15 protein-coding genes and 2 pseudogenes are annotated in these 14,869 nt (G+C 54.8%); 11 read left to right on the plus strand and 6 right to left on the minus strand.

Features of this window, described 5'->3' with window-relative positions; all coding sequences use genetic code 11:
• The first annotated feature begins 13 nt into the window (after positions 1-13).
• From ETHHA_RS06585 to ETHHA_RS06610, 6 genes and pseudogenes are all read left to right on the plus strand, one after another.
• The gene (locus tag ETHHA_RS06585; RefSeq protein ID WP_013485198.1) at positions 14-904 is read left to right on the plus strand and encodes an ABC transporter ATP-binding protein; all 891 of its coding nucleotides are present in this window, start codon (positions 14-16) and stop codon (positions 902-904) included.
• Positions 901-1,701: an ABC transporter permease subunit gene (locus tag ETHHA_RS06590; RefSeq protein ID WP_013485199.1), complete on the plus strand. Its 801-nt coding sequence runs from the start codon at positions 901-903 to the stop codon at positions 1,699-1,701. The genes ETHHA_RS06585 and ETHHA_RS06590 overlap by 4 nt, the downstream gene beginning before the upstream one ends.
• 30 nt (positions 1,702-1,731) lie before the next feature.
• The gene (locus ETHHA_RS06595; RefSeq protein WP_013485200.1) at positions 1,732-2,526 is read left to right on the plus strand and encodes an ABC transporter permease subunit; all 795 of its coding nucleotides are present in this window, start codon (positions 1,732-1,734) and stop codon (positions 2,524-2,526) included.
• Between the two features lie 148 nt (positions 2,527-2,674).
• Positions 2,675-3,103: pseudogene (locus ETHHA_RS16055) on the plus strand (MOSC domain-containing protein); the annotation flags it as partial.
• Between the two features lie 60 nt (positions 3,104-3,163).
• Positions 3,164-3,673, plus strand: a pseudogene (moaC, locus tag ETHHA_RS06605) (cyclic pyranopterin monophosphate synthase MoaC); the annotation flags it as partial.
• A 212-nt stretch (positions 3,674-3,885) separates the two neighbouring features.
• Positions 3,886-5,181, plus strand: coding sequence for an alpha-amylase family glycosyl hydrolase (locus ETHHA_RS06610; RefSeq protein WP_013485202.1), 1,296 nt, complete (start codon positions 3,886-3,888; stop codon positions 5,179-5,181).
• A gap of 96 nt (positions 5,182-5,277) precedes the next feature.
• On the opposite strand, the gene ETHHA_RS06615 is transcribed toward ETHHA_RS06610, so the two are convergent.
• Entirely contained in the window at positions 5,278-6,852 is a 1,575-nt protein-coding gene (locus ETHHA_RS06615) for an ABC1 kinase family protein (protein WP_013485203.1), read from the minus strand.
• 18 nt (positions 6,853-6,870) lie between these two features.
• Positions 6,871-7,158, minus strand: coding sequence for a phasin family protein (locus ETHHA_RS06620; RefSeq protein ID WP_013485204.1), 288 nt, complete (start codon positions 7,156-7,158; stop codon positions 6,871-6,873).
• Between the two features lie 492 nt (positions 7,159-7,650).
• Between ETHHA_RS06620 and ETHHA_RS06625 the strand changes: the two genes are divergently transcribed.
• Positions 7,651-8,922 carry an HD-GYP domain-containing protein gene (locus tag ETHHA_RS06625; protein ID WP_013485205.1) on the plus strand — a complete coding sequence of 424 codons (1,272 nt, stop codon included), beginning with the start codon at positions 7,651-7,653 and terminating at the stop codon, positions 8,920-8,922.
• 30 nt (positions 8,923-8,952) lie between these two features.
• On the plus strand, positions 8,953-9,624 hold the full coding sequence (locus tag ETHHA_RS06630) for a hypothetical protein (protein WP_013485206.1): 672 nt from the start codon (positions 8,953-8,955) through the stop codon (positions 9,622-9,624).
• Between the two features lie 4 nt (positions 9,625-9,628).
• Here ETHHA_RS06630 and ypeB read toward each other — a convergent pair whose 3' ends face one another.
• Positions 9,629-10,981, minus strand: a complete 1,353-nt coding sequence (gene ypeB, locus ETHHA_RS06635) for a germination protein YpeB (protein WP_013485207.1) — start codon at positions 10,979-10,981, stop codon at positions 9,629-9,631.
• A gap of 204 nt (positions 10,982-11,185) precedes the next feature.
• On the opposite strand from ypeB, the gene ETHHA_RS15525 reads away from it, so the two are divergent.
• On the plus strand, positions 11,186-11,341 hold the full coding sequence (locus ETHHA_RS15525; RefSeq protein ID WP_013485208.1) for a hypothetical protein: 156 nt from the start codon (positions 11,186-11,188) through the stop codon (positions 11,339-11,341).
• A 62-nt stretch (positions 11,342-11,403) separates the two neighbouring features.
• Here ETHHA_RS15525 and ETHHA_RS14540 read toward each other — a convergent pair whose 3' ends face one another.
• Both ETHHA_RS14540 and ETHHA_RS06645 read right to left on the minus strand, forming a co-directional pair.
• Entirely contained in the window at positions 11,404-12,138 is a 735-nt protein-coding gene (locus ETHHA_RS14540) for a lysozyme (protein WP_013485209.1), read from the minus strand.
• 39 nt (positions 12,139-12,177) lie between these two features.
• Entirely contained in the window at positions 12,178-12,633 is a 456-nt protein-coding gene (locus ETHHA_RS06645) for a CBS domain-containing protein (RefSeq protein ID WP_013485210.1), read from the minus strand.
• Between the two features lie 144 nt (positions 12,634-12,777).
• On the opposite strand from ETHHA_RS06645, the gene ETHHA_RS06650 reads away from it, so the two are divergent.
• The gene (locus ETHHA_RS06650) at positions 12,778-13,488 is read left to right on the plus strand and encodes a DUF2461 domain-containing protein (protein WP_013485211.1); all 711 of its coding nucleotides are present in this window, start codon (positions 12,778-12,780) and stop codon (positions 13,486-13,488) included.
• Positions 13,489-13,516: 28 nt separating this feature from the next.
• Positions 13,517-14,173, plus strand: a complete 657-nt coding sequence (locus tag ETHHA_RS06655) for an aldose epimerase family protein (RefSeq protein ID WP_013485212.1) — start codon at positions 13,517-13,519, stop codon at positions 14,171-14,173.
• Positions 14,174-14,189: 16 nt separating this feature from the next.
• On the opposite strand, the gene ETHHA_RS06660 is transcribed toward ETHHA_RS06655, so the two are convergent.
• The gene (locus ETHHA_RS06660) at positions 14,190-14,795 is read right to left on the minus strand and encodes an HD domain-containing protein (protein ID WP_013485213.1); all 606 of its coding nucleotides are present in this window, start codon (positions 14,793-14,795) and stop codon (positions 14,190-14,192) included.
• Between the last annotated feature and the right edge of the window lie 74 nt (positions 14,796-14,869).

Consider the following 14,869-nt stretch of genomic DNA (forward strand, 5'->3'; position numbering starts at 1 on the left):
GGAGGGTACGGTCATGAACGTGATCGAAATCAAAAACCTGACTAAATATTACGGCAGGTCCCGCGGCATCACCGATGTGAACCTGCGCGTGGAACAGGGGGAGATCTTTGGATTTATCGGGCCCAACGGCGCGGGCAAATCGACAACCATCCGCACGCTGCTGGGGCTGATCTATCCCACGAGCGGCAGCGCAACCGTTTTTGGAAAAAGCTGCGCAGCCTGTCCGGAAATCAAAAAGGAGATTGGCTACCTGCCTTCCGAGGTGTTCTATTACGACAACATGCGGGTGATCGACCTGCTGCGGTATTCCGCCAGCTTTTATAAGAAAGACTGCACCAAACGCATCCACGAACTGGCCGATGCCATGAATCTGGATGTACATAAAAAGATCGACGACCTTTCGTTCGGCAACAAGAAGAAGGTGGGCATCGTCCAGGGGCTGCTGCACGAACCAGAGCTCATCATCCTCGACGAGCCCACCAGCGGGCTCGACCCGCTGATGCAGCAGAAGTTCTTCGCCCTCATAGCGGCGGAAAACCAAAAGGGCGCGACGGTGTTCTTTTCGTCTCATATCCTCAGCGAGGTGCAGAAAATGTGCAACCGCGTGGCGTTTATCAAGGACGGTCGTATCATCCGCACGGAAAAGATGAGCGACCTGCAGGAAAACAGCTATAAACGCATCCATCTGGAGGCAAACGGGCCGGTTACGTCATCGTATTTCGCTATGGACGGCGTGCGCGACCTGAAAATGGAGGGCAATACGGCCGGCTTCCTGTTCAAGGGCAACGTCAACCCGTTGATGCAAAAGCTCGCCGCGCTCGATCTGCGCAACGTCTCCATCGAGGAACCGGATCTGGAGGAGATTTTCCTGCATGATTACGGGAGGGAGGACCGGACGGTATGAATATATACCTGCACGAGTTGAAGACCCTGCGCCGCTCCACCATCGTCTGGACATGCGCCATCATCGCGCTGGCTGCACTGTATTTCTCGTTTTATCCCGGTGTCGTGCATGACGCGGGCGATTTTAAAAAGCTGATGAGCGGCTATCCGGCGCCTATTCGGGCGGCACTGGGCATCTCGCTCGATAATGTGACGTCCGTCCTGGGCTATTACACCATGGTGTTTGCATTCGTTCCACTCTGCGGTGCAATCCAGTCCATGATTTTCGGCATGTCCGTCCTTTCGCGGGAAACAAGGGAGCGGACGGCGGATTTTCTAATGGTCAAGCCTGTTTCGCGTACGGCTATCGTGAGTGCCAAGCTGCTGGCAGCCGTAACCATGCTGATTGGCACCAACACGCTCTATGATGCCGCAGCCTTTTTCCTTGCATTCATCGTCAAGACGTCAGACTTCAGTGGGCGGGTGCTTTTCCTCATCAACCTCACGCTTTTGTTCATCCAGCTTGTTTTTTTGGCCTTGGGGCTGTTCATTTCGGTGTTTTTCAAAAAACTCCGGTCCGTGCTTCCGGTTTCCCTCGGCGTCGTCTTGGGGCTTTATATGCTGGGAGCGCTCGCAGTCACCGGTAAAGACGCGGATGTCGTCCGGTTTTTCTTTCCGTTCAAATATTTTGACATCGCCTACGTCACCAAACACGCAGGATATGAAATGCCTTATCTCATCACCGGAGCGGTCGTCGTGCTGGCGGCGGTTGCAGCCGCATATCTCATTTATGCCAAAAAAGATATTCACGCCGTGTGAACCGCCGGAAGAAAGGGGGGTCAGTCTGTTATGAACCTGTTTATGCGGGAGCTCAGGGCCAATCGAAACGCCTTGATTATCTGGAGCGTCTGCATGGTGCTGCTGGTCATCAGCGGCATGTCGAAATACACGGCCTATTCTGCGGGTGGGGCGAACGGCCAGATTTTCAGCAATCTGCCTTATTCCATCAAAGCGCTGCTGGGGTTCGGTTCGTTTGATGTGACCACTATGAGCGGCTATTTTGGCATGCTGTTTCTCTATATAGAGCTTGCCGCCGCCATACACGCTGTTTTGCTGGGTTCCGGCATCCTCTCAAAAGAGGAGCGCGATAAAACGACCGAATTTCTGATCGTCAAGCCGGTTTCACGTACGTCCATCCTTACGTCCAAGCTGCTGGCCGCTCTGGTGAATATTCTGGTGCTGAACCTTGTCTCGCTTGTTTTTTCCCTGACGGCGGTGTCCGCTTATAACAAGGGCAAAGGCATCTCCGGCGAAATCGTGGCATTTATGGCGAGCATGCTGTTGGTACAGTTGATTTTCCTTTCGCTCGGCTTTGCGTTGGCTGCCGTTCTCCGGCATCCGAAAACCGCGGGGTCCGTCAGTACCGGCGTGCTGCTTGGCTCGTTCGTGCTGTCCAAAGTTACGGATCTGACCGATAAGCTCGATGCGCTGAACCTGCTTTCTCCGTTCAAATATTTCAGTTATCAGGACATCGTGTTCGGACGCGGGCTCCATGCCGGCGCCGTGTTCCTTTCGCTCCTGCTTTCCGCCGCTCTCATCGCCTGCACCTATGTTTTCTATAAAAAGCGGGATCTGAGTATCTGAAGCGCGGCATGCGCGGATAATTGCGCGATCTCTGCGAATGTGATATTCTGGTACGGATAATAGAGACGGAATGAGACGGCAGGCTCTGTTGCAGCCTGCCGCATAGATAGGAAACTGTTTTGTACAGGCGGGAGGAACTATGCAGAAAATGGGCAGGGTCGTTTCAGTCAATCGTAGCGAGGTAAAAGGCGTGGTGAAAGTGCCGGTTGCAAGCGGGGAACTGCGTGTAGACGTGGGTTTGATGGGGGATGCCCACGCGGGCACCGGGAAGCGGCAGATCAGCCTTCTGGCGGCGGAAAGCATTGAAAAAATGCAAAAACAAGGGGCACAAGGCCTTGTGCCCGGCAGTTTCGCCGAAAACATCACTACGCAAGGGGTGGAGCTTTACACCCTTCCGGTGGGCACGCGGCTGCAAATCGGTGAAACGCTCCATGTTGTAACCCAAATCGGGAAGGAATGCCACAAAGGCTGCGCCATACGGGAACTGGTGGGCGATTGCGTCATGCCCCGTGAAGGGATTTTTACCAATGTGCTCAAAGGCGGCACCGTCCGTTCCGGCGACGCCGTGACGATTCTGCCGTATGCCGGCGACAAACAGGGCGACGGTGTGCCGGTGGATGATACGCCCGCTTTTTCACATCTGGATCAAGATGGGAATATCCGAATGGTGGATGTGTCGCAGAAGGATGACACGCAAAGGCGGGCGGTGGCGGTCGGACGGATCGCCATGTCTCCCGAAACGCTGTCGGCTGTTTATGACGGCAGCCTCCCCAAAGGAGATGTGCTGGCTGCCGCGCGCATTGCCGGTGCGATGGCGGCAAAGAAAACGTCCGCCCTCATTCCCATGTGCCATCTGCTGGCGCTGCACGCGGTATCGGTGGTGCTGTCGCGGAATGAGCAGGAACACTGCATCGACATCACGGCCTCCGTTTCCTGCACCGGTAAGACCGGTGTGGAGATGGAGGCGTTGACGGCCGTTTCGGTTGCCGCGCTGACGATTTACGATATGTGTAAGGCCGTTGACAAAAACATGGAGATCGGCGGGATCATGCTGATGGAAAAATCCGGCGGCAAAAGCGGACAGTATTTCCGTTCGTCTGCCTCGGGGCCGGCGGATGAACAGAAGCGGGGCATTCCGGCTGTTTGAGTTCCGTATCTCCATAAGATCGCGCCTGTCCGGCCTGCTGCGCCGGATTTACAAGTAGTCGGGGGGTTCCCAGACCTTGCGGGTATTTTACCGTTTTGAGAGATGCAGGTACTGTCAAAATGCATGAAAAAGGAGTATAATAGTTCTATGCAGCAATGGAAGAATCCGGAAGTGTGACAGAAAAAGCGACATATGAAGGGAAGGAAAAGACAATGTGGGCTTATAACAGTGTCTTTTATCAGATCTATCCGTTCGGCTTTTGCGGCGCGCCCAAGGAAAATGACGGCATAACGCTCAACCGCATCCGGAAAGTAACCGAGTGGATTCCGCATATTCGGAAGACAGGGGCAAACGCCATCTATTTCTGCCCGATCTTTTCTGCGGACAGGCATGGTTATGATACCAGAGATTACCGTACGGTGGATGGCCGCTTGGGCTCGAACGCTGATTTTGCGGCCGTCTGCGATTCGTTGCATATGGCGGGTTTCCACGTTGTGCTGGACGGTGTCTTCAATCATGTGGGCCGCGGGTTCTGGGCTTTTCAGGACGTGCTGAAAAACCGCGAACGCTCCCTTTATAAGGACTGGTTTGTCAATCTGCGTTTCGATGGGGACAATGGCTATCACGACGGGCTCTGGTATGAAGGCTGGGAAGGGCATTATGAACTGGTCAAGCTGAATTTGCAGAACCCGGCGGTTGTCCAGCATCTGTTCGACGCCATCGCCGGCTGGGTGCGGGAATTCGACATCGACGGCCTGCGGCTGGATGTGGCATACAGCCTGCCGCACGATTTCCTGCGCAGTCTGCGCACGTTCTGCAATGGGCTCAAACCCGATTTCTATCTGCTGGGCGAAGTGATGCACGGGGATTACAGAACGGTGCTGAACGACGAGATGCTCAACAGCGTGACCAACTATCAGGCATATAAAGGACTGTGGTCGAGCTTCAACAGCATGAACCTGTTTGAAATCAACAGCACCATGGAAAACCAGTATGGGCTTTATCAAGGAAAAAACATGCTCAATTTTGTGGATAATCACGATGTGACCCGTGTGGCCAGTATCCTGACCAATCCCGAGCATCTCAAGCTGATTTATGCGCTGCTGTTTGCCATGCCGGGTACTCCCTGCCTGTATTACGGCAGTGAATGGGGGGCCTTGGGCAAAAAAGAATCCGGAAGCGACGACGAACTGCGTCCCTGCTTTGAGGAACCCGTCGAAAACGACCTCACGGATTTCATCGCTGTGTGCAGCAAGGCATATATACAGGAAAAGGCGTTGCACGCCGGGCATTTCCGCAAAGTGCTGCTCACCAATCGGCAGTATATTTTTGAGCGGGAGTGTGAAGGCGAGCGCATCCTCGTCGCCATCAACGCGGATGCGGAACGCTATGTGGCGCACTTTAACGCCAATGCAGGCTGTGCCGTCGATCTGCTGACAGGGAAAAAGCACGATTTCGGCGGAGGCAGCGAACTGATGCCGTACAGCGCGGCATATTGGAAGATCTAAGCGCCGGTTCGGCGAAAACAGCACAGCGCCGCCCGTTTGTTCGGGCGGCGCTGTGCTGTATGCGGGGGAGCAATCGGCGGATACCGAGAGCCGCGCTCAGTTTGACCGGAGAATGCCGATCAGCAGAAAAATGCCGAGCACCGCGGCACAGCCATACCCTGCCATGCCGAGCCACGAAAAACCGTTCCATCGCCCCGTGGCGCCGGTGTGCAGAAGGATCGAGGCGCCGATAAGCAGGGCAGAAATGAGCACACAGAGGATCGCGCGGTTGACCATCCGGTCGACCCGGTGCAGGAACCGGTCGCGCTCGGGGTCCCGGACTTTGATGGTGAATCCGCCCGCCTGCATCTTGTCCACCAGCCGGAAGAGTTTTGCGGGAATCTTAACGCCCAGGGAACCGGACTGGTATGCGTTGCGGAGAATCTCCGCAACCTGCTGCCGGACGTTTTCGCCGTGCAGGAACTGCCGTACCCCATAATTGGCGGAGATGGTCATCATGTTGATTTCCGGGGAAATGCTTGCCAGCACGCTTTCCATGGTCAGCAGGCCTTTGCCCAGCATTGTCACCTCTTTGGGGATGACGATGCCGTTCTTCCGGCAGATGCGGAACATTTCTTTGGAAAGCTCCGCGATGTTCAGCGCATCGAACGAGGCCGCGATGTATTTTTCATAAAACAGCGCGATCTCATCGTGGAGTCGTTCAATGTCCACCGCGCTTTTTTGGATACCCAGGCGCATGATGGCCTCGGTCATCATGTCCACATCGTTTGCGGCAATGCCCCGAAAGAGATCATTGAGCCGTTTACGGGTCCATTTATCCAACGTGCCCATCAGCCCGAAATCCACATACACGATTTGGCCGCCGGAAACGAGAATATTGCCGGGATGCGGATCAGCGTGGAAAAAACCATCCTCGAAAATCTGCTTCATGTAGTTGTTGGCCAGCTTGACACCAATGTCCTGCCGGTCGTACCCCTGTGCGTCCAGCGTGGCAATGTCCTTGATCTTGATGCCCTCGATGTACTGCATGACCAAAATGGTTTCGGTGGTGCAGGCATCGTACACGCCTGGTGCGGAAATGCAGCGGACATCACGGTTGTTTCTGGAAAACTGCCGGATGTTCTGTGCTTCTTTTAAAAAATCCAGCTCCAGCTGAATGTTTTTTTCCAGTTCGTTCAATACATCCTGCACGTTCACAACGTCAAACAGCGGGCCGATCTTGAAAAAACGCGACAGCAGGCGCAGAATCGCAATGTCGTTCAGGATGGTTTTTTTGGCGTTGGGCCGCTGAATCTTGACAGCGACATCTTCCCCGCCTGTGAGAGTGGCACGGTGCACCTCCGCCAGAGATGCGGCGGCGATGGCCTTGGGGTCAAAAACGGGGAACACCGATTCAAGAGGTCTGTGCAGGCTGCTTTCTATGGCCGCACGAATCTTCTCGAACGACTCGGGCTCCACCGTGTCCTGCAGTTTCTGGAATTCCTTTTGGTAGGCGGGGGGAATAATATCCGGGCGCGTCGACAAAACCTGCCCGATTTTGACGAAAGTCGGTCCCAGTTCTTCAAAGGCACGGCGCAGGTTCGCGGGGTCTTTCAGCCCTTTCGTGACACCGTGCTTGATAAATACGGCGATGATCTGCCTGACCCGGTCCCGTTTACGTTCTCTTTTCATATCTCTTTACGGTCCGCGTCAGCGGTTTTCCAGTTTTTCAACCCGGTCCTTCAAATCCTCGATGTCCTGTTTGGTGGCGAGGTTCAGGTCGGCCAATGCGTCTTTCAGCGACTGGACATTGAATTTTCCATCTTCGGTGCGGTATTTGTCGGTCTGCCGTTTGAGTTCCTCGTTGAGTTCTTTGCCTTCGTTGACGGCGATTTCGCCTTTTTTAACCAGTTCGCCGACGATCTCTTCGGCTTTTTCATACGTGGAGGCGACACTGCCGATGCCCGCAAGCAGCAATTTGCGCAATGTGAGTTCCATGATACATTCTCCTTTACAATCGGCTTTTGTTTGTCCAGACTCCGCTTCTATATTATACCACGTTGCGGGAAAGGATGGTAGATGGGGATTTCGGTGCGGGCTGCAGGCCCGGCGTTGGCAGAACTTGACGTCCCGATGGGGGCGTGATAGAATTTACCCGTTGACAGGCGCGGAACACGGCCGGGTTCTGCCAATACTGGCAAAACCCATGCAGGGTCCGCTCAGAGGGTGCCCGCCATGGGGGGCGGGTCGTTTCTTGCATAGCCGGGTCGGTTATCTTAAGGGGAGGGCATATCCGCTTTTCTTCTTTGGGTACTTATCTGCAAGAAGAAGCGGCGGGCGGCATTGTAATCTTTTTCCTCTTGCGCTATAATCACATAATATACGGATTTTGATTTGACGGATCGCGTTGACCGGGTGGGGCAAACCGGGTCCGACAGGAAGAGGGGAGAAATCCGGCGGCGCAGAATTTAAAAACAGAGGTTGGAAGACATGCAGAAAGAGAAAGCCGCCCGCAATGTGCTGCAAGGAGAAAATCTTCGGCGGTATCCGGCAGACAGTTCCATAAAAAACACGGAGGCGCTGTTTGCAGACGGAGACTGGACCGATCGAGCCGACTGCTGGCGGAACATCATCCCCCTGCTTGAGGGACTGAACCGTAACGTTTCGTTTAAAGAAACACTCGATTATATCTTCAATACATTCCGGGCCTATATTCCGTATACGCATATCGGAGTGGCGTTGCTGGACGGAAAAGTGATCCGCGGTACCTATGTTGCAACCAGTCCGGAGCATGCCGGTCTGGCACAGAAACTGCGGGGATATGCGACGGATATCCGCACAACCTCTTTGTACCAGGTCATCCAGAGCGGGCAGGTGCGCGTCATCAACGATCTTGAGGCGTATCTGGAAGGCAAGCCGTTGCGTCCGTACAACCGCTTTTTGCTGGAAGCCGGCGTAAGGTCTTCCATTACGTTCCCGCTCATGCAAAACGAAGTTCCGATCGGGCTCGTATTCTTTTCCAGCATACAAAAAAACGTTTACACCGCTCCGCATGTGCAGTTTCTCCAGATCCTGGCGGGCAGCCTGATGTTTGCGCTGGAACGGGGTATCCTGCTGGAAAATATGGTGCTTACATCCACGCTTTCGCTGGCCGCTTTAACAGAGGAGCGCGACGTAGAGACCGGAGAGCATCTGCTGCGGATCAAGCGCTATTCTCGCCTGCTGGCGGAATTGCTGTATCAAAACAAACGGTTCCAAACGATTCTGGACTTCAAGTTCATCGGCGATATTGAGCGCTTCAGCCCGCTGCACGACATCGGAAAAGTAGCCATCCGGGACGAGATCCTGCTCAAACCGGGAAAACTCACCCCCGAGGAATATCGCATCATGCAGACACATACGGTTTATGGTGCAAAAGTGCTTCGGATGGCAGACGCAAAACTGAAAAACTGGGGGCGCAGCATGTACCGAATGGGTATCGAGATTGCCGAAAGCCACCATGAAAAATGGGACGGCAGTGGATATCCATATGGCCTGAATGGGGAAAAGATCCCGCTTTCCGCACGCATCGTGGCGGTGTGCGATGTGTTTGACGCGCTCATGTCCCCGCGGGTGTATAAACGGGCGTATTCGTTTGACGAAACATTTGAGATCATGCGAAAAGAAAGCGCACAACATTTTGACCCGGTTATTTTCGAACTGTTTGACAAGAATAAAGAAGCTTTCCGTAACCTATCCAATGAACTGCCCGGCAACGCATGACCGGCGGTTCATACCTCTAGGGGTGTGTGCATGTTTTTTTATCAGGCGATCATTATATTGGGGGTCGTTCTGCTTCTGGGGCTGCTGGTATTTGTGATCCGGATTAAGAACCGCGGCCTGCTTGCGGCATCGGTGCTTCTGCTCTCCGTTGCGGGGGCGGGCGCGGTGTTGGGCGTGCAGAACTATTTCGGCTCGCACATTTATGTGCAGAACGTCGATGTGTCGCAGTTGCGGCGGCTGACGTTTTCCTCCAAAGTCAGGCAATCTCTGGACACGGTTTTTGCCGATTATACCCGGACCGATGCGGACGGACTGCCGACCTACCGGAAAACATACGACGAAAAAGCGGGCGGCGTCGCTTCAACCGTGACGGTCACGATCAGCGTATATCCGACCAAAGAGGAAGCCGACCGCTATTTCTCCATGAGCCAGAAATTTTACGATAACCGGAACTTCGTGCCCATTGATTCCTCCCGTTCTTTGAAGACGGACGGGGTGACGCACCGGTATCTGACGACGTTTATCAAAACGCAATACGGCAATTATACCGATCTGATCTACCTGCCCTCACGGATGTCCAGCTATTCCTATGTCATCGTGCAGGACGATAATATCATGGTGACCCTGAGCGAACGCGCCCATAAGCCCGTGTGCACCAAAAATGCGGTGATCAAGGACCTGCTGGGCCGCCTGGGAATGTGACGCCTTACATGGCGAGCATACCGCCCGGCGTGGGTTTGAGGATGAGAACCTGCTGTTCGGAACCGGTCTGGGTATTGAAATAGTCGATGACCTGCTGATTGTCTCGGCTGATGGTGCGGAACTCATAGCAATAGGCTTCGTTGGCTCCGCCTGTTGGAATAATGGCGAGGGCGACTTTCTGCACCGTGAGTGCCGGATTGAGTTTGGCCTGTATCTGTGCGCGGGTGAATTTGACGGCGGGCAGGTTCCTGGTATGGTGGTTCATGAGATAGCCGGTGCTGTCAAACGAAACGATGCCGCCGTCGTCCAGTGCTACCCCCACTTTGATCAGATCGGGATAGACGACGACGCCGTTCTGCTGGTAGGCGAAATTGATGGTGCAAATATTGTTGTTGGTGAGATAATAGGTTTCCGCCACGGAGGTGATCCCCCGTGCTTGCAGGAAAGCCTGCGCTTTCTGCAGAGCGGCGTTTGTATCCAGCTTGGCCTGCGCGGGTGCACGGTTGGCGAGCATCCGCACGGTGTAACCGCCCGCCTTGCTGATAAAGATGCTGGTGTTGCCGACGTTGAAATTCCAGGTGGGGAGGTTGCCGCCGGTCTCACCGGCCTCATGGAGCGCGGAGGCGTTCTGGCTGAGGAACCTGGCGGCGATTGAGCGCGCTTCATCCCGGTTTACGGCAGCCTTTCCCTGTGTAAACACCGGGTCTTTTTTGAGCACGTTATCGGAAAACGGCCCGTCATAGATCAGTGACGGCAGGTTGGCAAACGTATTTTCGATGTTGAGAAAGCCGCCCTGCAGGGAAGTGGGCGTGGCCTGATTGGGGTTGTTCCGTTTCGTCACGTTTTCCGCTTTGAACAGCGTGATGCGCCCGGTCTGCAGATCGCTGTTGAGATCGGAAAGCTGGGTGGACAGTTTATCCGCATAGCCGTGCAGGCTGGCAATGGTGTTGCGCTGTTCGTCGGTGATAGCCTGGTCGGTATTCAACTGCTTGGTCAGGCTGTTGGCATAGTCGCCTGACTGGGAAAGAAACTTGTTGGTGTTGCTTAAGTTGACGGTGGAAAGCGGCATCTGCGCGATATCGGTTTGCGCGGCGCCTGCGTTGGCCCAAATCTCGGCGCTTAGTCCGCTCAGTTGGGCGCTGGTGCTGGCATATTGTGCTTTTTGCAGAGCGATGTCGATGTTGTCCACATGTTCCGAAAGCTCGGTGAGTGCGCGCTGGTACCCATATTCGATGCTCATCCGGTATTTATACGCCATGACATAACCGCTTATGCCCGCGATAACGGCAAGGCAAAAGGCCGATACTGTGTAACTGAGCACACGAATGAGCGTGCGCCTGCGTTTGATTCCAAACATGAGATTTCCTCCCGCTCCAAATTGCGGCCGCTTTATGCGGCCTTTGCCATTTATGGTTTCCAAAGTGTGCGGGAATATGAAAATTCTGCGCCGCTTTGGCGGATTTTTTTGTGGGAGGACTTCCTTGTTTGGCGGCGTATGGTATAATGATACAGACACAGTAAAAAAGCCGAGGACCGTAGTCAGCAGGGGAGAGCGATCAGGATGCCCAGAGGAGTAGCCCGCTCGTTTGACGAGCGCATTGCGGACAAGCAGCAGAAAAAGAGCGCATATCAGATGAAGATCGATCGATGTAGGCTTGCTGTTTCCAAACTGGAAAAAGCGGAACAACGTCTTCGCGCCGGCCGGCGCACGGATTAAGAACGTGCATATGAAAAAACCGCCTCTGTTTGCAACAGAGGCGGTTTTTAAAAATCGAAATGTTACACAGATTGTCCTTCAAACAGACGGAACTCATCCAACCGGCGGTTGACCAACCCTTGTACCTGGTGGCCGTTGCAATAGCTGATGCGCTCAAAATCAGCTTTCAGCACATCGGCCGACGCGCCGTTCTTCACATCGCTGGTGAATTGCGGCGCTTTGCTCCAGATATTGGCACCGAGATTGTACGAAAAACTCACCAGCGCATCGAATTGGTTCTGTGTCAGTTTTGTGCCGGAAAATTCACGGTTGACCGCGTCCTCATAAGTGGAAAGGTCGCTTTTAAGCAGCCCCATTGCCTGCGGTTGTGTCAGGTCGGAATAGGTTTCTTCCGGCTGCAGGACATGTCCATATCCGATGGTTAGGTTCTGTGTGTCCACGCCGCGGTAAGCGGTGGCCGAATAGCCTTCGTGTTCGGCGACGAACTGCAGGCCCGTATCCGAGATGCGCATTTCTCCGCAGGACGATGCGGGGCTGCCTGCGGCAGATACCTGCCCGGCATCTGAGACGGCCGCAGCCGGTGCGGATGATGCGGATGCTGCCGGAAGCGAGCTCGTGCCGCCGGAAGCCATGCAGGCATTCAGCAGGTCGTCAAAACTGACGGAACCGTCCGGATCGTCAAAGCCGGCGGTCCGTTCCTGGAGGGCCGCTCCGTTATCCATCGCTTCAAGCAGTCTGGCCTGCATTTGAAGCGTATAGAGGTTTACATTGGTCACGATCTCACCGTCCTTTTTCATTCACACACGGTTTATTATATCGGACGGCGCCGTTCGCTGTCAACTCTGGCAGCGGGGCGAAGCGGCTTTTTCGGCGGCGGTCTTCGTTTGGCCGGGCATCCATTTTTCAAAGAAATAGTGCAGGATGTCGCTACGTTTGATGATCCCGATGAAGCGATCGTCGTCGTCCAGCACAGGGACGAAATTTTGGGCGGTCACCGTCTGCACCAAGTCCTCTATGTCACAACTGATGTGAACCGGCTTGTTCTGCACCCGCATGGGGATATCCGTCACGGGAATCCGGCTGGTTTCGCGAATATCCAGCCCCGGCGTGGTTTTCAGTTTACGCAGCAAATCACCCTCGGTCAGTGTGCCGACATAACCGCCCTCCTCATCCAGAATAGGGATGGCGGTATACCGGTGGTAGTCCATCCGTTCAATGACCTGCCGCATGGTTGCATCTGTGGTTTCAAAAACCACATCTTTTTTGGGGGTGATGAAAAATGCGATGTTCATGACTGCCCACCTGTTTCTTAGAGCTTATCCATAGATCGGGAAAAGGAAGGTGTTCCGGCTTTTGACGCAAGTAGCGCCCGGCACCGGTTCGTGTTATAATAGGACACCAATAGATATCGTACAGGCCGTGAGGTGAAACATACGATGGCATTTGAAGGATTCTGCGCACAAGCGATGGATTTTCTCATCGAAAACCGCCTGCAGAACAGCAAAGAATGGTTTGAAGAGCATCGGGAGCGCTATGAAGCATGGGTACTTCGTCCGATGCGGGCGATGGTGGAAGAACTGACGCCCACGATGCTGGATATTGACCCGGAATTCACGGTGGAACCGAAAGTCGGGCGGACGATTTCCCGTATTTTCCGTGATGTGCGGCGTGTAAAAGACGGCTTTTTGTTTCGGGATGAAATGTGGATCACATTCATGCGCCGCAAGCGGTGCTGGGAAGGGCAGCCTGGGTTCTATTTCGGTTTTGGGCCGGACGGCCTCGCTTACGGCTATGGATATTATCAGGCGACGCCCGCCGCAATGGAAGCCATGCGCGGCATGATCTTGCGCAAAGAGCCGCTGTTTGTGCAGGCAATGGACGCATTTTCACGGCAGACATGCTTTTGCATGAACGGGGAGCGCTACAAGCGCAGCCGTTTTCCCGACCAGCCGCCGGACTTGAGGGATTGGCTTGACCGCAAAACGCTCAGTTTTGACTGTCGCTCAACGGATATGGACACCTTTTGTTCCCCGCGGCTGGTGCCCCTGCTGGCCGATGGATTCCGACAGCTGGCGCCCCTGCATGCGTTTTTCAGCGCGGTGGAGGAGCGCCGCCCGCACCGGCAGCCGGCCGTGTCGCAGGGATGACCCAATATATGGAGAGGATGATTTCAATATGGAACTGATTTCGGATGGCGCCATCGCCGTGATCGATACCGAACACGCCGCTGTGACGGCGCTGCGCGATTTATTTGAGGGCGACTATTTGCGGGAAGGGGGGCTTTCCGTTTGCTTTCCGTTTGAAGACAGGGAAAAGAGCGCCCGTTTCCTGACGGAACAGGCGACCGCCCGTACGCTGGTGCAACGAAAAGAGAGCCTGCACCTTGCATTCTCCTCCAACGCGGATACCAAAGCCGTGTTTGCCCCGTCGTTCCAACTGCTGATGGTCTACACGGTGGAAGGCGCGGGGCTGTATGTGGAGTGCACGCTGAACAATATTGGGGCGGATGAACCGCTGCCGTTTTATCTGGGGGTGGATGTACATCTGCGTCACCCGCTGTTCGACTGGGAGAATGCCAACGACTACGCTTTGCAGGCGGCGCCCGGCACACCGCGGGCCGCGTCCGCGCAGTTGGCCAGCCGCAAGACCGGCCGTGGCGTCGAATTCGACTGGGAAGAACTCACGTTCCGGTGCCCGGAAGATCTCGCGCGGGGTGATGGCGCGCATCTGGTGTTCGACGCGCAGGCGGTACAGCCGGCAGGCTCTTCCGCTTTTGTCCCCATCGCGCCGATGGAGTCGTGGCGCGCCGGGCTGCGTATCGCTTTCCTCTAATAACGCGCCCGAGGCGTTATTGCCCGAGGATGTGGGTGACATACATATCCGCGATGTTGAGCGCGGCCGCCACGGGATAATCGTGGAAGGCGCTGCTTTGCGCTTTCCCGCCTGCATAGGCGCGGGCCGCATCGTCAAAGCCGCCCATATGCCAACGAATGGCAAGCGCTTCCTCATTGGTCAGCGGTATGTATTTCATGGCGAGATAGACGGATTTTTCTCCATGCCCCATGGGAAGCTGGTCGTTGATGGCGTAGGACTCCTGCTCTTCCCAGCGCCGTTCGCCCGGAATCTTGACATTGCGGACCGTTTTGATGAAGAAATTGGCTTTGCATAGATCGTGCAGGAGCCCCATGATGACCAGAGAGTCCTCCTTGACATCCGAAAGCGCTTTGGTGAAGTTTTTCAGATATCTGTAAACGGCCAGGCTGTGGTTGAGCAGACCGCCTTCAAATGCGCCGTGAAACTGGGTACTGGCGGGCGCGGTGTAAAAATCCGTATCGTTTTCCAACCATGCCAGCAGGTCTTCCATACCGGGCCGATCGGTGCCGCGCAGCAGGTCGATGAATTCCGCCTTGCGCTGTGTGTGCTGTTCGGGGTCCATTGCCTGAATGGCTTTCATGGCGGTTTCTCCTTTATCGATCTGCCCTTATTGTAACGTTTTGCTGTCCAAATTGCAAGTTGCGCCGCGCACAT

Source organism: Ethanoligenens harbinense YUAN-3, from assembly GCF_000178115.2.
Classification (GTDB): domain Bacteria; phylum Bacillota; class Clostridia; order Oscillospirales; family Ethanoligenentaceae; genus Ethanoligenens; species Ethanoligenens harbinense.